Origin of the sequence: Leptolyngbya sp. UWPOB_LEPTO1, from assembly GCF_017302695.1 — a bacterium.
Lineage (GTDB): Bacteria > Cyanobacteriota > Cyanobacteriia > Leptolyngbyales > Leptolyngbyaceae > Leptolyngbya > Leptolyngbya boryana.
In genome coordinates, this window is the sequence record NZ_JAFLCJ010000008.1 from 215211 (window position 1) to 238080 (window position 22870).

Annotated in this window: 25 protein-coding genes; 17 read left to right on the top strand and 8 right to left on the bottom strand. The window is 46.5% G+C overall.

Going from position 1 to position 22870, the window contains the following annotated elements; all coding sequences use genetic code 11:
* The first annotated feature begins 80 nt into the window (after positions 1-80).
* Entirely contained in the window at positions 81-2174 is a 2094-nt protein-coding gene (locus J0L70_RS14500) for a S8 family serine peptidase (protein WP_287455113.1), read from the top strand.
* Between the two features lie 165 nt (positions 2175-2339).
* On the opposite strand, the gene J0L70_RS14505 is transcribed toward J0L70_RS14500, so the two are convergent.
* The 4 genes from J0L70_RS14505 to J0L70_RS14520 form a co-directional block, all read right to left on the bottom strand.
* Entirely contained in the window at positions 2340-2762 is a 423-nt protein-coding gene (locus J0L70_RS14505) for an ASCH domain-containing protein (protein WP_287455114.1), read from the bottom strand.
* Positions 2729-4207, bottom strand: a complete 1479-nt coding sequence (locus J0L70_RS14510) for a GNAT family N-acetyltransferase (RefSeq protein ID WP_287455115.1) — start codon at positions 4205-4207, stop codon at positions 2729-2731. The genes J0L70_RS14505 and J0L70_RS14510 overlap by 34 nt, the downstream gene beginning before the upstream one ends.
* Before the next feature lie 227 nt (positions 4208-4434).
* Complete coding sequence (locus J0L70_RS14515; RefSeq protein WP_268242228.1) at positions 4435-4785, bottom strand: hypothetical protein; 351 nt, start codon at positions 4783-4785, stop codon at positions 4435-4437.
* Positions 4761-5120, bottom strand: a complete 360-nt coding sequence (locus J0L70_RS14520; RefSeq protein ID WP_287455116.1) for a DUF5674 family protein — start codon at positions 5118-5120, stop codon at positions 4761-4763. The genes J0L70_RS14515 and J0L70_RS14520 overlap by 25 nt, the downstream gene beginning before the upstream one ends.
* 383 nt (positions 5121-5503) lie before the next feature.
* Here J0L70_RS14520 and secY point away from each other — a divergent pair, with 383 nt between their 5' ends.
* The 4 genes from secY to J0L70_RS14540 all read left to right on the top strand — a co-directional run bounded on the left by secY (position 5504) and on the right by J0L70_RS14540 (position 9112).
* Positions 5504-6808, top strand: a complete 1305-nt coding sequence (gene secY / locus J0L70_RS14525; protein WP_017291208.1) for a preprotein translocase subunit SecY — start codon at positions 5504-5506, stop codon at positions 6806-6808.
* Entirely contained in the window at positions 6808-7359 is a 552-nt protein-coding gene (locus J0L70_RS14530) for an adenylate kinase (RefSeq protein WP_287455117.1), read from the top strand. The genes secY and J0L70_RS14530 overlap by 1 nt, the downstream gene beginning before the upstream one ends.
* Positions 7360-7501: 142 nt before the next feature.
* Entirely contained in the window at positions 7502-7933 is a 432-nt protein-coding gene (locus tag J0L70_RS14535; RefSeq protein ID WP_287455118.1) for a hypothetical protein, read from the top strand.
* Entirely contained in the window at positions 7934-9112 is a 1179-nt protein-coding gene (locus J0L70_RS14540; protein WP_287455119.1) for a cation:proton antiporter, read from the top strand.
* Here the strand turns inward: J0L70_RS14540 and J0L70_RS14545 are convergent.
* Together J0L70_RS14545 and J0L70_RS14550 are read right to left on the bottom strand one after the other, a co-directional pair.
* Complete coding sequence (locus J0L70_RS14545) at positions 9109-11073, bottom strand: FHA domain-containing protein (RefSeq protein WP_287455120.1); 1965 nt, start codon at positions 11071-11073, stop codon at positions 9109-9111. The two genes, J0L70_RS14540 and J0L70_RS14545, sit on opposite strands and share 4 nt — an antisense overlap.
* Positions 11074-11085: 12 nt before the next feature.
* On the bottom strand, positions 11086-11613 hold the full coding sequence (locus tag J0L70_RS14550) for an FHA domain-containing protein (protein ID WP_017291202.1): 528 nt from the start codon (positions 11611-11613) through the stop codon (positions 11086-11088).
* Between the two features lie 350 nt (positions 11614-11963).
* Here J0L70_RS14550 and J0L70_RS14555 point away from each other — a divergent pair, with 350 nt between their 5' ends.
* On the top strand, positions 11964-12200 hold the full coding sequence (locus J0L70_RS14555) for a hypothetical protein (protein ID WP_287455121.1): 237 nt from the start codon (positions 11964-11966) through the stop codon (positions 12198-12200).
* 63 nt (positions 12201-12263) lie between these two features.
* Here the strand turns inward: J0L70_RS14555 and pntB are convergent, their stop codons facing one another.
* Positions 12264-13652 (bottom strand): Re/Si-specific NAD(P)(+) transhydrogenase subunit beta, encoded by a 1389-nt coding sequence (gene pntB / locus J0L70_RS14560; RefSeq protein WP_287455122.1) that lies wholly within the window; start codon positions 13650-13652, stop codon positions 12264-12266.
* Between the two features lie 9 nt (positions 13653-13661).
* Complete coding sequence (gene pntA, locus J0L70_RS14565) at positions 13662-15350, bottom strand: Re/Si-specific NAD(P)(+) transhydrogenase subunit alpha (protein WP_287455123.1); 1689 nt, start codon at positions 15348-15350, stop codon at positions 13662-13664.
* A gap of 412 nt (positions 15351-15762) precedes the next feature.
* On the opposite strand from pntA, the gene J0L70_RS14570 reads away from it, so the two are divergent.
* The 11 genes from J0L70_RS14570 (at position 15763) to J0L70_RS14620 (ending at position 22754) form a co-directional block, all read left to right on the top strand.
* Positions 15763-16296 (top strand): DUF2808 domain-containing protein, encoded by a 534-nt coding sequence (locus J0L70_RS14570; RefSeq protein ID WP_199329648.1) that lies wholly within the window; start codon positions 15763-15765, stop codon positions 16294-16296.
* 91 nt (positions 16297-16387) lie between these two features.
* Positions 16388-16534: a 50S ribosomal protein L34 gene (rpmH, locus tag J0L70_RS14575; RefSeq protein WP_026149018.1), complete on the top strand. Its 147-nt coding sequence runs from the start codon at positions 16388-16390 to the stop codon at positions 16532-16534.
* Position 16535: 1 nt separating this feature from the next.
* Positions 16536-16883, top strand: a complete 348-nt coding sequence (gene rnpA / locus J0L70_RS14580) for a ribonuclease P protein component (RefSeq protein WP_287455124.1) — start codon at positions 16536-16538, stop codon at positions 16881-16883.
* Positions 16873-17271 carry a PH domain-containing protein gene (locus J0L70_RS14585; RefSeq protein WP_190652544.1) on the top strand — a complete coding sequence of 133 codons (399 nt, stop codon included), beginning with the start codon at positions 16873-16875 and terminating at the stop codon, positions 17269-17271. Before rnpA ends, J0L70_RS14585 begins: the two co-directional genes overlap by 11 nt.
* Before the next feature lie 97 nt (positions 17272-17368).
* Complete coding sequence (yidC, locus tag J0L70_RS14590; RefSeq protein ID WP_026149017.1) at positions 17369-18532, top strand: membrane protein insertase YidC; 1164 nt, start codon at positions 17369-17371, stop codon at positions 18530-18532.
* Positions 18533-18544: 12 nt separating this feature from the next.
* Positions 18545-19048: a Jag family protein gene (locus tag J0L70_RS14595; RefSeq protein WP_287455125.1), complete on the top strand. Its 504-nt coding sequence runs from the start codon at positions 18545-18547 to the stop codon at positions 19046-19048.
* Between the two features lie 277 nt (positions 19049-19325).
* Complete coding sequence (locus tag J0L70_RS14600; RefSeq protein WP_287455126.1) at positions 19326-19862, top strand: YceD family protein; 537 nt, start codon at positions 19326-19328, stop codon at positions 19860-19862.
* A gap of 39 nt (positions 19863-19901) precedes the next feature.
* Positions 19902-21425: a Ycf46 family AAA ATPase gene (locus tag J0L70_RS14605; protein WP_017291190.1), complete on the top strand. Its 1524-nt coding sequence runs from the start codon at positions 19902-19904 to the stop codon at positions 21423-21425.
* A gap of 3 nt (positions 21426-21428) precedes the next feature.
* A complete protein-coding gene (locus J0L70_RS14610; RefSeq protein WP_287455127.1) occupies positions 21429-21614 on the top strand; it encodes an RNA-binding S4 domain-containing protein in 186 nt (61 codons plus the stop codon).
* 94 nt (positions 21615-21708) lie between these two features.
* Complete coding sequence (locus tag J0L70_RS14615; RefSeq protein ID WP_287455128.1) at positions 21709-22479, top strand: MBL fold metallo-hydrolase; 771 nt, start codon at positions 21709-21711, stop codon at positions 22477-22479.
* Positions 22476-22754: a 4a-hydroxytetrahydrobiopterin dehydratase gene (locus J0L70_RS14620; RefSeq protein WP_017291187.1), complete on the top strand. Its 279-nt coding sequence runs from the start codon at positions 22476-22478 to the stop codon at positions 22752-22754. The genes J0L70_RS14615 and J0L70_RS14620 overlap by 4 nt, the downstream gene beginning before the upstream one ends.
* Positions 22755-22870 lie beyond the last annotated feature (116 nt).

Genomic DNA, 22870 nt, shown 5'->3' on the forward strand with positions numbered 1-22870 from the left:
GTTAAAAACCGTAAAGCAGTCGCGAAATTCAGTGAGCGACAATTGAAATTGAATCAGTGAAACCGTTGGAGAACAGCGCCATGACGAACGCATCTACCCCTCAAGGAAATGCCAGTATTCCTGATGAGAATCGCGGCAAAATTCTACAACGCGGTGGAGAAGAATTACTGGTTGAAAAATTAGACGATCGCTTTGCAGTGAATGCGACTTCTAAACAGCAGGCTTGGGATTTGGTGAATAAAGTTCCAGTTCAGATCAATCCGGGTGCGGCTCCTCCTCAATTGACAGAATTTATTGTCGATCCGGCACAAAAAGATCAAGTCTTAAATCAAGTTCGCTCTGATGCTCAGGTGAACTATGCGAGTCATGTTTATCAGGTTCAGGGTAGCCCTGGTTCTCAACTTTATGTGACGAATCAAATTACGATTCAATTCGATCCTGCTGTCAAAGCTGAAACGATGAGCGCGATCGCGCAAGAATTTGGTTTAGAACAGGTGAAACAGATTGCAGGAATTCCAAATACTTTCGTGTTTCAACTGACCGCAGATTCAAAAGAGAATCCGCTGAAAATTACAAATCGGCTCATTTCGCGATCGGAGATTCTTACTGCCGAACCTAATATCATTGTTCGCCAGCAAGCGCACTATCGCCCCAAAGATTCGCTGTATTCAAAGCAATGGCATCTGAATCATTCAGGCGGGCAAGATCTGGCAACTGGAGCGCATGTATTTGCAGAGCAAGCTTGGGATATTACACGTGGAAGTCGATCGATTGTCGTTGCTGTGATGGATGATGCTATTGATCTGGGTCATCCTGACTTTCAAGGCTTGGGTAAGGTTGTTGCGCCGAGGGACTTTAAGGGCAGAGACTTTAATCCAGCACCAGAGGACTTGGGTGAAGATCATGGCACTTCTTGTGCAGGCGTTGCGGTCGCTGAAGAGAATGGATTTGGGACAGTGGGAGCGGCTCCGGGCTGTGCTTTGATGCCGATTCGGACAACGGGATTTTTGGATGATCAAACGATCGAGGATTTATTTGGTTGGGCAGTCGATCGAGGTGCTTCAGTCATTTCTTGCAGTTGGGGACCGAGTGCTGTTTACTATCCGTTATCTTTGCGCCAAAGAGCAGCAATTACTCGTGCTGCGACCGAAGGGCGGGATGGAAAAGGCTGTGTAATTGTCTTCGCTGCCGGCAATGCCAATCGTCCGACCAATGGAACCATTAATGAATCGGGCTGGCGGAACAATGCAATTAGCGGTAGGACGAGTTGGTTAGGTGGTTTTACTGTGCATCCTGACGTGATCGCGGTTTCGGCTTCTACTAGCTTGAATAAGAAAGCAGCCTATAGTAACTGGGGGGCTGAAATTTCAGTGTGTGCGCCGAGTAACAATGCTCCTCCCGGAATGGGACTGCCGGGAATTGGGTATGTGGCAACGCCTCCAGAAGTTCGGACTGCACTGCGCGGTTTGGGGATTGTCACTGCCGATCGACGAGGAAACGAGGGCTATGATACGGGCGATTTTACTTACGGATTTGGTGGAACGTCGAGTGCTTGCCCTTTGGTTGCAGGCGTTGCTGCATTAGTACTGTCTGCAAATCCAGATCTGACGGCTCAAGAAGTGCGTCAAATCTTGCAACAAACCGCCGATAAGATTGTTGATCCAGATCCAGATCCGCAGTTTGGACTGCGCAAAGGAACGTATGAAGCGAGCGGTCGCTGTGATTGGTTTGGCTATGGGAAAGTTAATGCGGCGAAAGCAACTCAAGCCGCGATCGCGAGAAGAGTCTCGTTAACGGTTGCGCGATCGCTGGTGGTTGAGAATAGCAAGATGGTGATGATTCCTGACAATAGCTCGGTTGGAATTGCGAGCGAAATTCAGATCAACGAGTTTGCAACGATCAAAGATATTCAAGTCACCGTCAACATTACACACGATTTCCTGGGTGATATTGAAGTCAGTTTAGTTTCGCCTTCAGGCAGCGAAACGTTACTCCAAGGTCGCACGCTCGGACGGCAGACGGTGCTGAATCGAACTTATTCTCTGCAAACGACACCGCCGTTGAGAAGAATGCTAGGACAGCCAGTACAAGGGCGTTGGCAGTTGCGAGTGGTTGATGCGATCGCAAATGATACCGGGATTATCAATAGCTGGAAATTAGCGATCGGGGTTTAGCAGATGATAGGAGATTATCAATAGCTGGAAATTAGTGATCGAGGTTTAGCAAATCTTAGTTGAAAACTTTCTCAAGACTTTCAGCCTGTAATGGTTATTTGACGTAATAGCTATTACAGGCTGAATTCTCATGTAAGAGAAATACTAATAATAAATAGAAGGTGATTAGCAACTTCTAATTGAATCGAATGAATCCTTTTCCAGATATATATAATTCTGTGGAGCAACCAATGACTTTGAGATATGTTCCAAATCAATATATTGGCTAAGTTGATAAACTTCACCTATCTCTATAGCAACTCCTTGATTCATATCGCCATAATAGTTCTGAAACGCCCCCTTATCTATTCCTGCGACTTCTTTGTAAGATTTCCATAATTCTGTTGGAGCTGCCACCTGAATTTTTTGAATTTTAAAGTATCCAATCACCTTTTTGATTGGAGCGGTTGCATAAATTACGACGTAGGAAATATCTAATGAGAAGCGAGTTTTACGAAACTCTACTCTCTTCTTTCCATCTAGAATTAGTTGTGCGAACTCTGGATGAATAGACATTAAGGCTGCTTTATAATCTGTTCTTTTAACCATATTGCTGCTTTGAAAGATAGACTAGCGATGGATTGAGGCGCTTTCTTAATAATGTTCTGATCTATTAAAGCTTTCAGAGAGATTGTTGTGGTATTAGAGCGAGATAAACGAAAAAGAACGACAAGAACTTCCCCTTTTTTACACATTCCTTCAATTTCAGGATATGTATAAACTGTCCTTTTCCCAACAGCTCTAGCGATCTGATCAGGATTACTAGAAACAATTATATCTTCGACTACCCCATAAGTGGTAACGCCGCTTTGAATTCCTGAACGGTAGAAGAAAACAATATCGCCAAGAGCAATTTTTCTAATATTGGAATGGCACAAATAGGCTTTACGGATGCCATTGCCAAAGGGGTGTTTTCCTGGCAGTAATTCCAATTGCGCTTCTGCCTCTGGAAGAAGTATCTTGTGATATTTGGGGACAATTGGGATTAGAAATGAATTGGCATTATCAAACTTAACTTGGTTCGGACCAAATTTAATATTGAACTCTAAAGGCGTTAAAACGCTGTATTCTTCGTCTGAAAACTTAAGCATTTTGAGAAGAACACACTCACCCCTATTGGAGGTGCTGATAATCTGAAATCCAAAGTTATTTAAGAGATTTAGCAGTTCAACTTGCTTTTCAAAAGTTGTAATGTAAATTGATGCTTGTTGATTCTGATCCGCATAATCAAAGATGGTTTTGAGCAGTAATTCGCCAAACCGATACCCGCGCCAATTCTCGGAAATCTTAAAGCTACATATCTTTAAGCAGGGTTCAGGCATACCTTCGTACTCCGGCGCATCGTTAGGCTTGATAATACAAATGCCGCCGATTTTGCCAATGTCAGGCTCAATAGTCCAAACTGGTCGGTGTTGGAGCTTACATTTCCTGAACCATTCATCGAATTCTTGGTAGTCTAATCGAAAAGAGTCAAAGATTGGGTCTTCTAAGTCTATGTCATGAGCATAACGACTTTGAACAGCAGGGGGTGGGAAAGGTATGACTGGGAAGAGTGACCGGATGATTAGAATGGCTTCATCAGGAGTTGCAACACGACTTGCTAATCCTAATTGGGCTGCTTTTTTATGGAGAGCTACATCGTTTGTGACTAAATAATCTACTGCATCTGCATCTACAGCAGACAGAAGCGTTAAGTCGATCTGATCATGCTTGTTGAGAGTTGCAATTGAGAGAGAATCTTGGATTTTCTTTGTAAATCCTGGGGGACTAGGCAAAAGAGGATACTTATCAAGAAGTACCTCACGCATTTGCCAGCGCTTCTTGTTTTTATCTCCACTTAATTCCTGAATAGATGCGCTATGTATGTAATACTGCTGTTGCCCTTCGTTAAAGCGTCGTAATAACTCAGTGATTAAGGGAGTGCCAAGCTCAATATTTTCTAGCTCAGTTGGTTCTGCTGGAATGATTATATTTGTGTCTAGTAGAAATTTCATTGCTTTACACCACTATGAATTCCAATAGCGTTAGTAATGTAAAGCACTTTGACAATTTCTTGGAATATGACTCTCAATCTGGTTAGATATCGACTTCGTTAGAAGTTGTACTCCTCTGAGAATGGAGCAGAGCAGGATATTTAGTGAGATGGCGATCATCGCTGATGTTTAACGGTGAATCGTTAAATGGGCGAAAAATTAAATTGCTCTCTACATTGAGGTCTAGCCTAATGCGCTACGCAAATCTGGAGTCGATCGCTCCACTGTTGCGCCAATTTTCCTAGAGAAGCACGATCGCTTTCCCAAATCTTGTCCCAATCTAATTTCCACTCGCTTAACTGACGCTGTAGATCAACTAATTCAGTTGCAATCTGAAAATCAGTTTCTAAATCGATCGTGGGTACTGTCCATTCAATTAAATACTGGCTCTCTCGCACCAAATGCCGTGCGACCTGTCCATCCTCGCCACTATTCGCCAGGGTTTGAATTCTGGTCAAATTCAGCGTGATACTTTCCAACTGAGCCGCACGATTTGTTTGCAGGTAACGTTGCTTTAAAGCATCCCAGTTGATTCCCATTGCACACCACCTAATAATCGATAAACAACTTCATCAATCTGCGATCGAATTCTCGGATCTTCTACGTTCATCGAGCGATTATTTGCACTTGCTCGAATATTAATAATTGATTCATACCCAACGGTCTGGCTGAATGGATACCAATCTGCTCCCCAGAGGTCAGATTGTCGGCTTCCATCTCCCAGCAAAAATTTCTCGCAATCTGCATGAAGTTCTCCGCCTCCTGCCAGTATTCCTTGCTCTACATCTACTGCCAACTTAACATAGATACCTAATTCTTCTAGCATTGAAGTCATTTGCTCAGAAGTTGCACGAGTCCGAATAATCTCAATCATATCGATCTAATCAATACCGACAATCCTGCGTAAGAACTCGTTTCTTCAACAGAATGCTGCTCACTAATTCTATTTTCTCACTTTATAGAGGATAGGCTCGGTAGAAATCATTTTGCGATCGCAAATGATACCGGGATTATCAATAGCTGGAAATTAGCGATCGGGGTTTAGCTGCTGCCAGATCCGGTGATGCGTCGAACTGAAATTCTCGCTCCGCCGGATGGATTCATCGTCATCCTTCACGCTTGAACCGCTAAAATATAGGATGTTCGTCGTTTTGGCGGCTCAACTTGGGCTGAAAAAGCGCATAAAACTAACTTTATTCAACTTGGATTTGGGGCAGAGTCCGCAAATCCAAATTGCTGTCACGAGGAATTCCTTATATGGTCGAGAGTCGAGATAGAACGCCCACCGCCCAGGAAACCTTTGCTCAAATGGCACAGGCGGCTGGATTGCGGGGACGGATACTGGTAACGATCGGGCTTTTGGTGTTCGTTCGACTGGGAATTTTTATCCCGCTTCCCGGTATCGATCGAGCCGCCTTTTCACAAGCGATTCAAAGCAATAGTGCGCTGAGTTTTGTAGACTTATTCGCCGGGGGCGGTTTGAGAACCTTGGGTCTATTTGCCCTAGGGATTCTTCCCTTCATTAACGCCTCGATTATTATTCAACTGCTCACGGCTGCGATTCCTTCTCTAGAAGACTTGCAGAAGAATGAAGGCGAGGCAGGTCGGCGGAAGATTTCCCAGATTACCCGCTATGTGTCCGCCGGGTGGGCTGTGGTACAAAGTACACTTTTAACGATCGGGTTATTACGACCGTTCGCTGAAAGCTGGAGTCCCATGTTCGTTGTGGAAACCGTGTTGGCGTTGACGGCTGGCTCTATGTTTGTCATGTGGGCAGGCGAACTGATCACCGAACGCGGTATTGGTAACGGTGCTTCCCTGTTGATTTTCTTGAACATTGTTGCCACTTTGCCGAATACATTAGGTCAGGCATTCGACTTAGCGCAAACGGGCGATCGCGCAGTCGTCAGTAGTGTCGTAATTCTCCTGCTGGTCTTCCTGGCAATGGTGGTTGGGATTGTCTTCGTTCAGGAAGGGACAAGACGGATTCCGATCATTTCAGCGCGTCGGCAAGTTGGACGACGCGTCATGATGGAAAGAAGCAGTTATCTACCCTTACGCCTCAACCAAGGCGGTGTGATGCCGATCATTTTTGCCTCGACCGTGTTGACGATTCCGGTGATTATTGCCCAATCGTTTAATAATGCAGATCTGGCAAACTTCATTGGCAAATATTTAGGTCCGGCTTCGATTTGGCATAACTTGCTGTACTTTGTGCTGATTCTGTTCTTTAGCTTTTTCTATGCGTCGCTGATTATGCAGCCGGATGATATGGCGAAGAACTTGAAAAAAATGGGATCGAGCATTCCAGGGATTCGCCCGGGGAATGCAACCACGGAGTACATTGAGGGCGTACTGAATCGTTTGACCTTCTTAGGTGCTATCTTCTTAGGAATCGTGGCGATCGTGCCTTCGATTATCGAAAATGCTACGCCTGTTAAGGTTTTCCAAGGCTTTGGGGCGACTTCATTGTTGATTTTGGTCGGGGTCGCGATCGACACTGCTAAACAGATCCAGACATATGTGATCTCTCAACGTTATGAAGGAATGGTGAAACAATAGTGGCGCGACTGATTTTTGTAGGACCTCCTGGAGCCGGAAAAGGGACTCAATCCAAGTTTTTGGCGGATGCTCATCAGATTCCGCATATCTCGACTGGAGATATTCTCCGGGAGTCCGTGGCTGCGAAAACGTCGCTCGGTGTGCAGGCTCAAGGCTATATGGATCGCGGGGAATTAGTTCCGGATCAGTTAGTGATTGATTTGATTCGGGAACGTCTGAGCAAGCCGGATGCACAATCGGGCTGGATTTTAGATGGATTTCCTCGCAATGTGGCACAGGCTGAGTTCTTAGATGCCTTGCTGAGTGAGTTACATCAAGGCTGCGATCGAGTGGTGAATTTTGATGTTCCAGATCCGGTACTGCTGGTTCGGCTTTTGAGCCGGGGTCGGAAGGATGATAACGAAGAAACAATTCGTCGTCGTCTAGAAGTCTATCGAGAGCAGACTGCACCCTTGATTAGCTACTATGAGTCTCAGCAGAAGTTAGTCACAGTCGATGGCGATCAATCGATGGATGAAGTCGCTGCAGCATTGAATCAGGTTGTCGCTTAGCTTTGTTTGATGAAATGAACCTGGCTCGATTTGTTCGATCGAGCCAGGTTTTTGTTTGTAAATCAATCTATCAATTTAGGCAGAAAGCACTGGGTGTAGCGGATATGATGCTCTTATTCATCCTGGAAACGAAAGCCTACCTATGACCCCAACGCTCTTTGGTCGATGGCAAACTCGCATTCTGCTGTTATCTACGATCGGGGTGTTCGTCACTCTTCCCTTCTCCCTAGGCATAATAGCTGAGCCATCTGATAATTACCTTGGGATTCTGATTTGGATCGCAATTCTAGGATTAGGCTGGGATGTTCTGTACGACAGAATTCAAAAATTTCGCTGGGATCGGGATTGGCCCGCGAGTTTTCAGTTGCTTGCAGGAATCTGGGAAGGACTCTTTCTGCTCTTTGTGTTGAATGGATTGGAAATCGCTTTGCCTGGAGTTGAGAGCATCCCGATCGAGATGGGTATCTTCATTTTCCATTACAGTCTTGTTTGGCTCACAGTGTTTATTGCTTCCCAGAGCCTGATGCGAGTTTTCTTTCCACGCTGGCGATTCCGTGGAGGTAAATGGCTCTAAATGTATGGAATTTTAAGCGTTGCAGGATTACCTTTAGCTGATCCAGTCTATCTTTTTAGCCTGATTCTTGGATTGATCTTTGTGGCAATGAAGCTTGCAACTTGGTTGCGGTTGCCGATGATCGTTCTCTTGATTGTATTCGGTGCGATCGTAGGAATGAATGGCTTGGGCTTGATCGCGCGGGATGCTCAACTGATTTTGCTAGAGCGAATTGGATTGCTCTACATTATGCTTTTAGCAGGACTAGGATTGCAGCTCGATTTCCTCCATCATGCAGGTAAGAAAGTCCTCACCTTTGGGCTGCTAACGTTTGGTGTGCCTTTTGCGATCGGCTTTGTGACTGGACAGGTTCTAACTCAGAATTTACTCGTTGCAGTACTGCTGGGGATTCTTTACTCGCCGCATACTTTAATGGCATATCCCATTGTTGTTGCATTTGGGATTGGGCAGCAAGAAGCAGTTTCTGTTGCAGTGGGCGGATCAATCATCACGACAGTTCTAACCCTAATGGCATATGCGATCGTGAAAGCAATTCAAACTGGGGGAATTGGAATCGACCTGTGGATCAAACTGCTTGTCCTGCTGCCGATCGTGATCGTTAGCTGCTTGAAAGGATTACAGTATCTAGCACAGCGGGTGATCAAAGATGAAACCCATCCTCAGCACGCATTCGTATTTGTGCTTGCGGCAATGTTTTTAACTGCAAGTCTGACTCATGCCATTGGCGTAGATGCCATTGTGGGTGCGTTTATTGCAGGGTTAGCTTTAAGTCGCTCCGTGCCGAGTCAGCTCATGCAGCAGCTTGAATTTGTGGGGAATAGCTTATTTATTCCGATTTTTGCTTTGTCAGTTGGCGTGTTATCTGATCCAAATGTCCTGATTCAGCATCCAGAAAACTTAGGTATTGCAGCTTTCGTGATTCTGGGTGCAGTTGGGGCAAAATTTTTAGCAGCTTGGCTGACTGGATATTGTTTCAAATATGATTGGGCAGCCATTTTTACGATGTTTGGCTTAACAATGTCGCGATCGGCGTTAGTCCTCGTCATTGCTTTATTTGGGCGCAATGCTGGTTTACTTAGCTCCGGAGTATTTAATGCGATCGTTGCTTACATTGCGGTCACTTGCTTAATCGGACCTGTCATTACAACCGTTGCAGGCAAAGCGATCGCCGCACGTTAGGGGGCTTGATTTTGAACCCAGCGTAACCATTGAGTAAACGATCTCAAACCATTCAAAGGCTTGATGCCCGGAACCTGCGCCGTGCTCAGATCATCGACGGCAACCAATGCTGCATACTGAAGTCCTAAGAAGCTATCGACGGCTGCATAGGGACCTCCCAAGGTCATTGCCCCTGCTGCATACATCCGTCCTGCACCATTTCTCATGCCATGCATTTCAAACTGATTTGAGACTGAGAGCCGTTTCGTGGGATTGAGATCGAGCTTATACCGCAGCACCAAATCTTTGAGCAAGGGGCTAAACTGAACCTCATTGGTGAGTCCTGTGGCATCAATCAAAAAATCGACTTTGATCATCTGCTCATTGTTCTGAGCTTCGGCTTTGTCTAATACATCAATGCGTAAGCGATCGTGCTCTCGCTGCAAATCCTTGATCTCGCCAAACAGAATCCGATACCAACCGGAACGAATCCCTTGATCAATCATGTCCTGCCAGTCGTGACGGTCTGCCGTAGTTGTCCCGCCCCAATCACTAAGTAACCGTTTCCGTTCTTCAGGGGGTGCTTTTTCTAAAGCTTCTCTAAGTTCACCGCCCCAACATGCTTTGGGCCAATTAAACGGCTGAAGCTCTTGGTGATTTTTCACAAGACGAGTTGAGCTTTGATAGCGATGTCCTTGAGAGACGGGCGATCGCATCATGTGAATCAACTGAATCTTCGTATCTTCGTATTTTCGCATTTCATCAATGCGTTGAATGATCCGAGAGGCAACAATGCCCCGACCTTGCAACACAACAACTCCGCCGCCTCGTTGTTTGAGCTGCTGATAGACATGTTGATGGTCTTCATAGGCATTGACAACTAAACGATCGTCAAATGCTTCTTGAGTCTTTTCACGATAGGTAGTCACAAGCGGCAGATACCGCAGTGCAGGATATCCGATCGCAATCTGGACATAACGCGCAACCACATAATGATAGCTCCGTCCACTCGCACTACTGCGTGAATAAGCAATCACATAGCGATCGTCTGTGGTTTTGCGAATGGCTCGTACATCACCATAGCGAAACATCTGCTGCCATCCTATTCGGCGGGTTTCACGATCGATCGACGCAAAGACATTCCCCGACTTAGGTGTATAGGTTTCGATGCCTGTCGGCTCTGAAAAAACTTGGTAGAGCAGCTTGAACGCATGACCAAGCTGACCTTTTCCCAAATCTGACCAGGCTTCTCGCAGTGCATAGCTAGGAAATCCCCAGATATTATCTGGGCAAGAATCCGAGTTCGATCGTAATCGTTCATGCGGTGGAATTTGAGAAAATTCGCACAGTTGTTGATAGTTCCAATAGGGCTTCTGTTCTGAGTCGAGACGAAGCTTGCCCTGTTGATCGAATTGCACCTTACCTAAGACACGAATCTGATCGGCTCGAATTCCAGATAGCCTGAGCAAATTTGCCCAAATATAGCTCCCCAATCCACCGCCAACCGCTGCAAAATCAATTTGCTCAACCTCAATCCGATCTCGGTCTAAATCCGAGAGGGAAATGTGTTCAGCTTGAATGAACCAAGGAGGCGGAAAGCTAGATTGTGTGCGAGCAGGTGCAGAAGGTGCAGCGACAGAGATACGCGACGGAAACTGGGTGCGAAGAATGGAAACCTGAAACGGGCCTACTTGTAGCACATCGCCATCGACTAAAGCTGCCTGCGTCTGAGCGCGACCATTCACAAAGAGTCCATTACTACTGTGTTGATCGCTGACTATCAAGTTCCCGTCTTTCCACTCGATCAGGGCATGAAACCGTGAAACTTGTAGACTATTGAGAATCACATGCTGGTGATCAGGAATGCCCTGTTGGCGCATCGTTTCTGAACTTCGCCCAATGGCGATCGGAGTGACCGCAACGATTTCTTGCTCAGCTTCAGTAACAGGATCATTCCAAAAGAGAGTAACGGTAACTGGCATACTTTCGTTAGTTTAGGGAATATAGATAGAAGCTCCATGTAAAAAGAAGCCATCTTTCGGACAGCGTCCATTAAATTTTGTGGCTTCCTCGTAGGTATAGCCTGATGCACAGTGCGGGCAAGTCAGGGGCAAGGCAGATGTTGGAGCACCTTCCGCTTTGAGATCCGCAGGCGCGGTTGGAGCAATCACGATCGGGGTGTGGAGCACAACCGAGATCTGGAACACTCGTCTGCCGAGCTGCAATTCTCCATCATGATCAAGTGGCACAGGTACGTCATCCACCCAATTCCCGTACAGCTTAGGAGGATTGCTTTTGCCTTTGAGATTGCGGAGATAAAACTGGTCTGCAGGGGGGGCAAAGTAGATTTCGACATGTAACTTCGATACGGTTAAGTCTTCCTGTGTGATCGAAGGCAAGACTAAATCACAAGTGACTGGATCTCGACCAATTCGCAATTGCGGGTGAGCAATTCCAGGGTGAGTAGAGTAGAGAGTGCGAGTCATCGTGCCCTTGTTCCAGGTAAGAATCAACTCTTTCATGTTCGATGTCAATTTTATGAGAGTAGAACGGGGTAGCATCTCATCTTGCAATGACTACTGAATGCTGTAGAGCGATTCTGCATTGTTATGGGTAAATTTTCATCACGGATGAGGACGTTGCTTGAATCTAGCGCGCTCCTACAATATTTATCACGCCGTCCTTTTTAGAAAACGTTACATCAACAAAATAATACAAACGAATCTGTAGAATAACTATCTCGTTGCATCCACGGCTCTCGCTCAAAGCAGTCTCAGATCCGATCTCTCCAAATTCGTTGAGCCTTTGCTCCGGCTCAGCTTTACTTTTGGCTAGAATTGTCAACCCAATTGAATCCGATTGAAGTCAGCGTATGCAGATCCCCAACTATTACGCTCGCACGGAAACGAATCAACGCGATAACACTGTGTTTTTCTTGCTCGACGATCGAGCCGAACAGATTCCCGTTTTGGTGGTTGCAGATGGGATGGGAGGATATGAGCATGGCGAGGATGTCAGCTGTCAAGTCGTTTTAAAAGTAGAAGATTTTCTTAAGCTAAAAAAATCGCCTGTCGAATGCATTCAACGAGGCGATTACCATGACGTTTGACCTTGTAAAGACGTAAAAGCGTTTAAGCTCTTACGGTTGCTTCTTGATTCAGACGCAACGGGGTTAGGCGACGACTAATGCGTTGAGTTTGCTGAGAATTGCATCAGTGTTCTTCTTCGCATCGCCAAAAAGCATGTGAGTGTTTTCCTTGTAGAACAGGGGGTTTTCAACGCCTGCATATCCACTGCCTAAACTCCGCTTTAGCACGATCGTTGTTTTTGCTTTCCAAACTTCCAGAACAGGCATTCCCGCGATCGCACAATCCGGATCTTCGACAGCGCTAGGATTCACCGTATCATTTGCCCCAATCACTAAAACGACATCCGTTTCAGGAAAATCGTCATTGATTTCGTCCATTTCTAGCACAATATCATAGGGCACTTTTGCTTCTGCTAGTAACACATTCATATGTCCTGGAAGTCTTCCGGCAACCGGATGAATGCCAAACCGAACCTTGATTCCGCGATCGCGCAAAATCTTCGTGATTTCAGAAATCGCATGCTGTGCTTGTGCAACTGCCATGCCGTAGCCTGGAACAATGATTACGCTACTAGCATTTTCTAATTGCTCGACTGTGTCTTCTAGCGAAATCGATTTCGCTTCTCCCGTCATCTCTTTTGCCTGAGCACTCTTCCCAGTTCCAAAGCCGCCCAAGATGACACTGATAAACGATCGATTCATTGCTTTACACATGATGTAGCTTAGAATCGCGCCACTACTGCCAACTAATGCGCCCGTAATGATGAGCAAATCATTTGACAACATAAATCCAGCAGCAGCAGCAGCCCAGCCAGAGTAACTATTCAACATCGAAATCACGACGGGCATATCTGCACCCCCGATCGCCATCACCAGATGCACGCCGAGAACTCCAGCTAGCACACTCATGATCAGCAATGCCAACGTCGAATCATGATTCAAAAACTGTGCGCCCAAAGCAACACTTGCACCGAGTAAACCAAGGTTCAGAATGTGCCGTCCTGGAATCATTAACGGCTTACTGCTAACTAAGCCTCGAAGCTTACCAAAAGCAACGATCGAGCCTGTAAATGTCACTGCTCCGATAAACACACCAATAAAGACTTCGACTTGGTGAATCGTTGCTTCGGCTCCCGTTAAAGTCTGCGGTTGAAGATGGTTCGCAATTCCAACGAGTACAGCTGCCATCCCGACAAAGCTATGCAGCATGGCAACTAGCTCAGGCATTTCAGTCATTGCAACTCGCCCTGCGAGAATTGCGCCGATAATCGCTCCCGGCACAATCACAGTCGCGAGAATTCCATACCCTGTCACATCACTGCGGAGAATGGTTGCGAGAAACGCGATCGCCATTCCAGCAATTCCATACCCATTCCCTTTCTGAGCCGTTTCCTGGTTAGAAAGTCCGCTCAAACTCAAAATGAACAAAGCACTCGCGGCAATGTACGCCACATTAGAAAGACTATCAAACATGGCTCACCTCTATTTCTGGAACATTTTGAGCATCCGCTGAGTGACTAAGAAGCCACCCGCGATATTGATGGTGCCGATCAGAATTGCGATCGCGCCTAAAATGGTCGTTGCAGAAGTGGCAGTTCCCGAAATCTGCAGCATTCCACCCAAGATGATGATGCCGCTAATCGCATTCGTCACACTCATCAAAGGCGTATGCAGTGCGGGTTTCACATTCCAAATCACTTGCCATCCCACAAAGCACGCCAGTACAAAGACGGTAAAGTGGCTGAGGAACGATACAGGCGCGATCGTGCCAATTCCAAGCAAGCCCAATCCGAAGAGAACTGTCCAAATCCAGCTTGTGGATTTGCGAACCTTTGAGACTTCAGCTTTGACTTCAACCTTCAAGGCTTCAGCTTTCGGTGCGGGTTCAACTTTCGAGGTGGGTTCAACTTTCGGCAAAGGCTCGACTTTTTCACCTTGATGTAGAACCAAAGCACCTCGAATCACTTCGTCTTCTAAATCCACGTGATAGTGATCATTTCTGCCCATGTCATCGAGCAAATGACACAGATTTTTGCCATAAAGCTGACTGGCTTGAGCCGCCATCCGACTCGGCAAATCCGTTAGACCAATGATCGTTACCCCATGATGCCGAGCAATCTGTCCCGGAGTTGTCACTTCGCAGTTTCCACCCTGCTCTGCTGCCAAATCAACGACAACTGAGCCTTCTTTCATGCTCTCTACCATTTCTTTGGTAATCAAGGTGGGAGCTTTCTTGCCGGGAATCAGAGCGGTTGTAATGATGATATCGACTTCTTTCGCCTGAGCCGCGAACAGTTCCATCTCTGCCTTGATAAATTCAGGACTCATGGTTTTGGCATAGCCGCCTTGTCCAGTGCCATCTTCCTCAAATTCCAATTCGAGGAATTCTGCCCCTAAGCTTTCCACTTGTTCTTTCACGACGGGGCGAGTATCGAAGGCGCGCACAATTGCACCGAGCGATCGTGCGGTTCCCACCGCTGCCAATCCGGCAACTCCTGCGCCAATTACCATTACCTTTGCAGGTGGAACCTTGCCAGCCGCCGTAATTTGTCCGGTAAAAAATCGTCCAAAATGTTCAGCCGCCTCAATCACCGCGCGATATCCAGCGATGTTTGCCATCGAACTGAGTGCATCTAATTTCTGAGCGCGGCTGATCCGTGGCACGGCATCCATCGCGAGCACGGTCGCTTTACGATCGGCTAAATGCTTGATTAATTCTGGATTCTGAGCCGCCCAAATAAAACTAATTAAGGTTGCCCCTTCATGTAATAAATCGGCTTCATGTTTGTTTAAGCTGGAATTCCAAGTTGGCGGACGAACTTTCAGCACTAGATCTGCATAAGACCAGAGCGTTTCAGTATCGACAATGATTCGGCAACCGGCATCTAAATAAGCTTGATTTGAAAAGTTTGCAGCTTCTCCGGCTCCCGATTCAACTAATACTTCAAATCCATATTTCTGTAAGATCTGAGCCGTGTCAGGTGTTGCGGCGACTCGGCATTCGCCTAGATAAATCTCTTTTGGAATTCCAATTTTTCTATACAGGGCAGGGGTTTGATCGGGTGTCCGCTCTGCCCCTGATTCTTTATCGATCGCGATCGTCATAGCATCTCCTGATATGTGGAGGTTTGTAACAACATGTCCCTTAATTCCCAAGCCTTTCTCATTCATACTCGAAAACACAAGGCGAGGTGTCGCTTGTGTTTCAAAAAGTAATTTCTGAGGCAAAGGTTCAGAAATTATAGAGTCAGTATATGAGCGACAAGATGTAAGTTTGTATGAGTTTAAATATCTGAAGAAAAATGCAAATCTAAATTAATAAAATTGCGATAAAAACATAGAGATTTACATAGAAATTTACAACTTTCAATACGTCTGATTCATTTCGAGCAGCGTTAAACACGCAAGATTTTGCCGACCTGGACTAATATTCTTGTTCTAAACTAGATAGAGATATTAATGAGATGTCTAACACTCGGGAACGAATCCTGGGCAAAACTCGTCGCCGTGGAGTAGCCCCTCACGCAACAGTTCCTGCTAATCTCAATGTTGAATGAACTTAACCCCTAATCTATTTTTTTCTATGCTGCTGAAAGGATGTTCAATGCGTCGCACGGTTTCAACTCTCGCGATTGCGGGAAGCTTAATCGCTGCGGCTCCCCTGGTTGCGTTCGCTCAAGGTCTGCCCGGATTGACAATCTTCAGCGGCGTTGAAGCGAAAAACCAACTCAGCTATCGACTCGACTTTGGTGGAAATAGCGGCTCCTGGGATCGCTATCGGTTTCGCATCGGGCGAGAAAAAGTGAAACTCGCGATCGCTCAATTTGCGATCGACTACCCCAACTACTTCAAAGGCACGTTCGATCCGAAAGAAGTTGAACTTTTAGTCAATGACAAAAAAGTTGAGATCGATGAAGTCAAATGGGAGAAAGAAAACTACGTGATTGAGATTTTCCCGAAAGAACCTGTTCCGGCAGGTTCCAATGTCGAAATCATCTTCTCAAACGTCAAGAATCCCAATAGCGGCGGCATGTTCTACTTCAACTGTCGCATCCTCACCCCTGGAGATGTTCCTCTTCTGCGGGATCTTGGAACCTGGATCGTTACGATTCAGTAACCGAAAATCATGATACTCTAGTAGACTGTGACTTTTCCCGCAGTCTACTATTTTTTTTGCTTGGGATTTATTATTCACTGGAGCCACGGACATGACGAAGCGTACCCTCGGCGGAACAAGCCGCAAACGCAGACGAGTATCGGGATTTCGCGCTCGGATGCGAACCAAAAACGGACAGAAAGTCATTCAAGCGCGTCGTCGCAAAGGGCGGCTTCGCCTCTCGGTTTCGACTTCTTGAGTTGTTACCTCAGGAAAATAGGCTCAGACATCGACGAGATTTTGATGCTGTTTATCAGCGCGGATTTCGTCGAGGATCGCGCTGTTTTACGCTCAGAGTGCTAAAAACGCCTGAGCAACCGACCCAGATTGGCATTTCAATCAGCAAAAAGGTCAGCAAGCGAGCCGTCATCCGCAACCGAATTAAACGTCAAGCGAGAGCAATTTTGCGGAATTTCTTGCCGCGTCTGAACGCTGGATTCTCGATCGTGATCGGAGTCCGGATCGAGGCGGTTGAGTGTGATTACCCTCAATATCTGCAAGAATTAGAGCAGTTATTGATAAAAGCTGAGGTGCTGAATGGCAGTTAAAGAAGAAGTCTTCTACGAAGGTGGCCCTCACATTGGGGATCTCATTATCAATGTGCTGCTTGGGTTCACGGTGATTTGCTTGCCGTTGACCGTTGGTGCGATCGTGCGTGCCCTTTGGTTGCGCTATCGGATTACGAATCGACGGATCAGTGTGACGGGCGGCTGGCAAGGGCGCGATCGTGCCGACGTGATTTATTCCGAAATTACGAAGGTCGTAACCGTACCGCGTGGGATCGGATCTTACGGCGATATGGTGTTGACGCTTCGAGATGGCAGCCGTGTTGAACTACGCGCTGTGCCTAAGTTTCGGGACGTTTACGATTTCATTAACGAGCGGCTTTCTGAGCGCGCCAAAAAAGTCAGTGGAAGTCTCGGAAGTCAACCCTAGACGCTACACTGTATTTGACAATTTAAGCATTTGACAAAAATTGCCTCAGGAATTGTCACAGTCAAACTTTAGATCCTATTAGGTAGACGTAAAGCGAATGGACTTTGGTGTTAGCTTCCTATCCAATAACGTGATGCTGCCGATCCTGGATTTTTTCTATGGGATCGTGCCGAGCTATGGTTTGGCGATCGTGGCGTTGACTTTAGTCATTCGCTTTGCCCTCTATCCCTTGAGTGCTGGTTCCATCCGTAGTATGCGTCGCATGAAGGTGACTCAGCCTGTCATGCAAAAGCGCGTGAAAGAAGTTCAGGCGAAATATAAAGACGATCCTGCCAAACAGCAGGAAGAAATGAGTGCGCTTTACAAGGAGTTTGGTAATCCTCTAGCAGGCTGTTTGCCTGTTGTGTTGCAGATGCCCATTCTCTTTGCCTTGTTTGCGACTCTGAGAGGATCGCCTTTCTCGGATGTGCCTTACACGGTGAATTTTCAAATTGCGCCTCAGGCTCAAGTTGAACAAGTTGCACCGCAAGCTTTTATTACTGCCCCTCAGAATATTTACTTGGCAGATGGCGTTCACTCAAAAATTACTGCGATCGCTCCTGCTGGGACAAAGCTCGCCGTCGGTGAGAAAACGAAAATCGAGTTTCAAACCGTCGAAGGCAAGCCATTTAGTGCCCTGCAATCTGAGTATCCTGACAGTCGTTTAGTTCCGAAGTTCAAAGCAACGGTTGGAGCGGAGCGCATCAAGATTAATGAGGATGGCACGATCGAAGCTCTTCAGCCCGGAGATGCAACGGTTCAAGCGTTTATTCCTGGACTGGCAGCCGATAAAGGATTCCTGTTCATCGATCAGCTAGGTCACGTCGGCGCGATCGATCCAGATGGCACATTGCACTGGGACATCATTGGGATGGTGCTGTTCTTTGGGATTAGCCTTTACATCAGTCAATTGATTTCCGGTCAAGGCTCAACGGGTAATGCTCAGCAAGACACAGTGAATAAGATTACGCCTGTGATTTTCTCTGGCATGTTCTTGTTCTTCCCCTTGCCTGCAGGTGTGTTGATGTACATGGTGCTGGCAAACATTTTCCAGACGGCTCAAACCTTCATTTTGTCGCGTGAACCTTTGCCTGAACATCTCCAGAAGCTGGTGGATGCCGAAGCTGCGGCGACGGCAAAAGCAGGGGGTGGAGCGAAGAAAGATAAAGAAGGTGGAGATGATTCTCTGCCGTTTGAACCCGGTCGTAAGAAAAAAGCATAGTTGGTTGGACGTATGGCTGAGACTCAATTACAGCAGCGAGGTCAGCAATGGCTGGAAACCTTCCTGAAGTTCGCTGATTTTCCGGCAACCGTAACTGCCGAAGTACGAGAAACATTTGCTGAGAAAAGCTGCTGGTTGACGATCAACCATACTGCCCTCCAGCCGAATCAGCTCGAAGCACTGCTGGGCAGTAAAGGTGCAGTTTTAGATTCGATTCAGTATTTAGCAAGTTCGATTCTGAACATTGGGCAGGGCGAACAGATGGCTTATACGATCGAGCTAAACGGCTATCGTGAAAAACGGCATCAAGAACTGCTCGAAATTGCTGAAAATGCAGCGGCAGAAGTTCGTGAGACGGGAAGAGAGTATGAGATCAAATCGCTCTCTTCAGCAGAACGAAGACAGGTGCATTCGATTTTGCAAGGGAGCGAGGATATCGAAACCTTCAGTCGCGGACAAGAACCCGATCGACGATTAGTCGTGAAGCTAGTTGGAGCGGTTTCCGACGAAGACTAGCAAGTTCTAAAATTCGATAAACTAAGAGAAGCGGGAGATTTTGTGGTTTAGAAAACAAATCTGCCGCTTTTGGTTTGATAGATGTACGAACAGGACAGCCTTGTGAGGTAGATTGCTGATGACACAGGCAATAACACTGCGATTAACGCTTGAAGAATTTTTAGCCTAATCGCCCTTGTGCTGCACTTGAAATCGAGCGGTTTTGCGATCGCGATTCGGTCATTTCTTTCACTTTTTCGACTCGACTCTTTACTGCTGAACATGTTCTGAAAGCTGGATGCTGATCAGAACGATTACGACTCTAAGAAACATCATGGAAGCGATTCATATTCCTCGGCTGACTCAGTGCCCTGAACAAACCCAGAAGATTGAGTTCAAAACCCTCCTCAAAGATCTCAAAACGCTGACTCCGGTTCAAGGCTGGCTGAAGGTGGCTCACCGAGGGAATTTTCTCGAAGTCTCGGCTCACGCTGAAACGATCGTCACCTTAACGTGTCATCGTTGTTTGCAGCAATTTAATCATCGATTAGCGATCAAGCCGAGTGAATTGATTTGGCTCGATGAAACGGCTGATCAACTCGACGAACTCCCACTGGATCAAGATTTATCGATGGATGATCTGGTCGAAACCTTGCCGCCGCACGGTTACTTTGATCCAGAAAGTTGGCTCTATGAGCAGCTTTCCCTGGAAATTCCGCAGCGCCAACTCTGTCAGCAAGACTGTGCGGGCATTGAGGTAGCAGATGAAGTGAAGAACCCAGGCATCGATCAACGCTGGGCATCCTTGCAGTCATTGAAAGGAAAACTCAATTGAGTGTTGTACGGTAATAGAAAGACCGTACTTTAAGAAACTATGAGTTTTAGCGACGAATTTAATCTCCTGCTGCGGGCGCGTTACCCCATTATTTACATCCCCACTCGTGAAGAAGAACGAGTCGAAGCTGCGATCGCACAAGCGGCGAAACTTCAAGGCGATCGTGCCGTTTACACCTGGGATTTTGTCGATGGCTATCAGGGCAATCCGAATGATGTGGGATTTGGGAAACGCAACCCGCTGCAAGCTTTAGAATTCGTCGAAAAACTGCCGATGAGTGCGCCTGCAATTTTCATTTTGCGGGACTTTCATCGGTTTCTAGATGACATTTCGATTTCGCGAAAATTGAGAAATTTAACGCGATTGCTGAAGTCTCAGCCTAAGAATTTAGTTTTACTTTCATCGCAGATTGCGATTCCCGATGATCTGACCGAAGTGCTCACCGTTTTGGAGTTTCCACTGCCAGGAGCCGCAGATATTAAGTCTGAGATTGAGCGACTGTTAAGTGCTACAGGTCAGCAGCTTGAGAGTAAGAATTTGGATGATTTGGTGCGATCGTGCCAGGGTTTATCGATCGAAAGAATTCGTCGCGTTCTTGCCCGTGCGTTTGCTTTACATAGCGAACTGCGCTCTGAAGATATCGAATTGATATTAGAAGAAAAACGCCAAACGATTCGGCAAACTCAGATTCTCGATTTTTATCCTGCAACAGAAGCGATTTCGGATATTGGCGGATTGGATAATCTCAAAGATTGGCTGATTCGTCGCGGCGGATCGTTTAGCGATCGTGCTCGACAATATGGATTACCGCACCCAAAAGGCTTAATGCTCGTCGGCATTCAAGGGACAGGAAAATCTTTAACGGCAAAAGCGATCGCGCATCATTGGCATTTGCCGCTGCTGCGCTTGGATGTTGGGCGTTTGTTTGGTGGCTTAGTCGGAGAATCCGAATCGCGCACTCGTCAAATGATTCAACTCGCAGAAGCGCTTGCGCCTTGTGTGCTTTGGATTGATGAGATCGATAAAGCGTTTGCAGGAGTCGATAGTCGAGGCGATGCGGGAACAACGAGCCGCGTCTTCGGAACTTTTATCACTTGGATGGCTGAGAAAAAATCTCCTGTCTTTGTCGTGGCAACTGCGAATAACATTCAATCTTTGCCGCCTGAGATGCTGAGAAAAGGGCGATTTGACGAGATTTTCTTTGTGGGATTGCCGACTCAGGAAGAACGGAAATCAATTTTTTCAGTGCATCTGTCTCGGCTGCGTCCGCACAATTTGAAACAATATGACCTCGATCGCTTAGCGTATGAAACTCCAGACTTTTCAGGAGCCGAAATCGAGCAGACATTGATCGAAGCCATGCACATTGGATTTAGTCAAAATCGGGATTTCACCACCGATGACATTCTCGAATCCGCGAGTCAGATGGTGCCACTTGCCCGAACTGCGAAAGAGCAGATTGAGTTTTTGCAAGATTGGGCAGCGGCTGGCAAGGCTCGGATGGCTTCTAAACATAGTCCCTTGAGCGATCGCATTCAACGACAGTTACAACAACCCGAGTAAATGATGGAAGACACAATTAAGTTAGATCAATTTCTCAAATTTCAAGGCGTAGTCCAGACTGGAGGGCAGGCAAAAATGCTGATTCAAGCTGGAGAAGTCAAAGTTAATGGAACCATTGAAACGAGACGGGGAAGAAAATTAGTCAAAGGCGATCGAGTCACCACGTTGGGAGAGACGATCGAGGTCTAAAATTAGGGTCAATAGACTTCTTGCGCCAGCACCCTGTGAACTGATTCGCTAGGTAAGTTGGCAAGCAAGCTAATTAATTTCCGGTCAGCAAACAATGTTTCTTACTTGGCTTGATAGCAATTCTTGGCTGATCGAACTGGCTGGAAAGCGCATCCTGCTCGATCCCTGGCTCGTTGGCGAATTAGTGTTTGGCAATCTGGGATGGTTGTTCAAAGGAACCCGATCGCAAGATCGCCCCATCCCTGAAAACATCGATTTAATTCTTCTTTCGCAAGGGATAGAAGATCATGCTCATCCTGAAACGCTGAAAAAGCTCGATCGCTCAATTCCAGTTGTTGCTTCTCCCAGTGCCGCAAAGGTAGCGCAAGCGATCGGATTTACATCGATTACAGCCTTGAAGCCTGGAGAAGACTGGAAGTTCGATCAGCTTCAAATTCAAGCGACTTTAGGATCTCAACTTGGGCCTGGGACACAAGAAAATGGTTATTTGTTAACTGAACTCTCGACGGGAACCACACTCTACTATGAGCCTCATGGCAGTCATCCTGCGAACTTGAAAGCCCCAATCGATGTCGTGATCACGCCTTTAATCGATCTCGCTTTACCGCTCGTCGGCGCAATTATTAAAGGTGCTGAAAGTGGAGTCAATCTTGCTCAACAAGTTCGACCTCAAGTGATTTTGCCGACCGCAGCAGGCGGAGATATTCAGTTTGAAGGCATCTTGAACGCTCTACTCAAAGCCATCGGAACAGTCGATCAGTTTCGTGCAAAACTGGCTCAAGCGAATCTATCGACCACTGTGATTGAGCCAAAGCCCGGCGATCGCATTGAAATTCTTCTTCCATCAAAAGAGGTAGCATCATGACTCCACTTTCTTTACAAGATCTCGAAGCCGAATTAAAAAACCTGGACGGTTGGACGATCGAGCAGGGCAAATTACACCGTGAATTCAAATTTGCTTCCTTTGTCGAAGCATTTGGATTTATGTCAAGCTTGGCACTCGTCTCCGAAGCGAACGGACATCATCCCGAATGGTTCAACGTGTATAATCGCGTCACCGTTGACCTAACCACACACGATGCTGGTGGAATCACTCAGAAGGATATTGACTGGGCGAAAACTGCTAATAAACTGGCATAATCTCTGACAAAACTTCCAGATTTCGAGTTCTGAGCCGGAAGAAAGAAGAAATCGACACAAGAGGTTTTTTATGTTGCATTGGCAACATTGCACTAGCGTCTTATACGGGGTCGATC

Coding starts and splice junctions, on each gene's coding strand:
- J0L70_RS14500 (WP_287455113.1), top strand. CDS start 81: ATGACGAACGCATCTACCCCTCAAGGAAATGCCAGTATTCCTGATGAG.
- J0L70_RS14505 (WP_287455114.1), bottom strand. CDS start 2,762: ATGGTTAAAAGAACAGATTATAAAGCAGCCTTAATGTCTATTCATCCA.
- J0L70_RS14510 (WP_287455115.1), bottom strand. CDS start 4,207: ATGAAATTTCTACTAGACACAAATATAATCATTCCAGCAGAACCAACT.
- J0L70_RS14515 (WP_268242228.1), bottom strand. CDS start 4,785: ATGGGAATCAACTGGGATGCTTTAAAGCAACGTTACCTGCAAACAAAT.
- J0L70_RS14520 (WP_287455116.1), bottom strand. CDS start 5,120: ATGATTGAGATTATTCGGACTCGTGCAACTTCTGAGCAAATGACTTCA.
- secY (WP_017291208.1), top strand. CDS start 5,504: ATGGTCGAGAGTCGAGATAGAACGCCCACCGCCCAGGAAACCTTTGCT.
- J0L70_RS14535 (WP_287455118.1), top strand. CDS start 7,502: ATGACCCCAACGCTCTTTGGTCGATGGCAAACTCGCATTCTGCTGTTA.
- J0L70_RS14540 (WP_287455119.1), top strand. CDS start 7,934: ATGTATGGAATTTTAAGCGTTGCAGGATTACCTTTAGCTGATCCAGTC.
- J0L70_RS14545 (WP_287455120.1), bottom strand. CDS start 11,073: ATGCCAGTTACCGTTACTCTCTTTTGGAATGATCCTGTTACTGAAGCT.
- J0L70_RS14550 (WP_017291202.1), bottom strand. CDS start 11,613: ATGAAAGAGTTGATTCTTACCTGGAACAAGGGCACGATGACTCGCACT.
- J0L70_RS14555 (WP_287455121.1), top strand. CDS start 11,964: ATGCAGATCCCCAACTATTACGCTCGCACGGAAACGAATCAACGCGAT.
- pntB (WP_287455122.1), bottom strand. CDS start 13,652: ATGTTTGATAGTCTTTCTAATGTGGCGTACATTGCCGCGAGTGCTTTG.
- pntA (WP_287455123.1), bottom strand. CDS start 15,350: ATGAATGAGAAAGGCTTGGGAATTAAGGGACATGTTGTTACAAACCTC.
- J0L70_RS14570 (WP_199329648.1), top strand. CDS start 15,763: ATGCTGCTGAAAGGATGTTCAATGCGTCGCACGGTTTCAACTCTCGCG.
- rpmH (WP_026149018.1), top strand. CDS start 16,388: ATGACGAAGCGTACCCTCGGCGGAACAAGCCGCAAACGCAGACGAGTA.
- J0L70_RS14585 (WP_190652544.1), top strand. CDS start 16,873: ATGGCAGTTAAAGAAGAAGTCTTCTACGAAGGTGGCCCTCACATTGGG.
- yidC (WP_026149017.1), top strand. CDS start 17,369: ATGGACTTTGGTGTTAGCTTCCTATCCAATAACGTGATGCTGCCGATC.
- J0L70_RS14595 (WP_287455125.1), top strand. CDS start 18,545: ATGGCTGAGACTCAATTACAGCAGCGAGGTCAGCAATGGCTGGAAACC.
- J0L70_RS14600 (WP_287455126.1), top strand. CDS start 19,326: ATGCTGATCAGAACGATTACGACTCTAAGAAACATCATGGAAGCGATT.
- J0L70_RS14605 (WP_017291190.1), top strand. CDS start 19,902: ATGAGTTTTAGCGACGAATTTAATCTCCTGCTGCGGGCGCGTTACCCC.
- J0L70_RS14610 (WP_287455127.1), top strand. CDS start 21,429: ATGGAAGACACAATTAAGTTAGATCAATTTCTCAAATTTCAAGGCGTA.
- J0L70_RS14615 (WP_287455128.1), top strand. CDS start 21,709: ATGTTTCTTACTTGGCTTGATAGCAATTCTTGGCTGATCGAACTGGCT.
- J0L70_RS14620 (WP_017291187.1), top strand. CDS start 22,476: ATGACTCCACTTTCTTTACAAGATCTCGAAGCCGAATTAAAAAACCTG.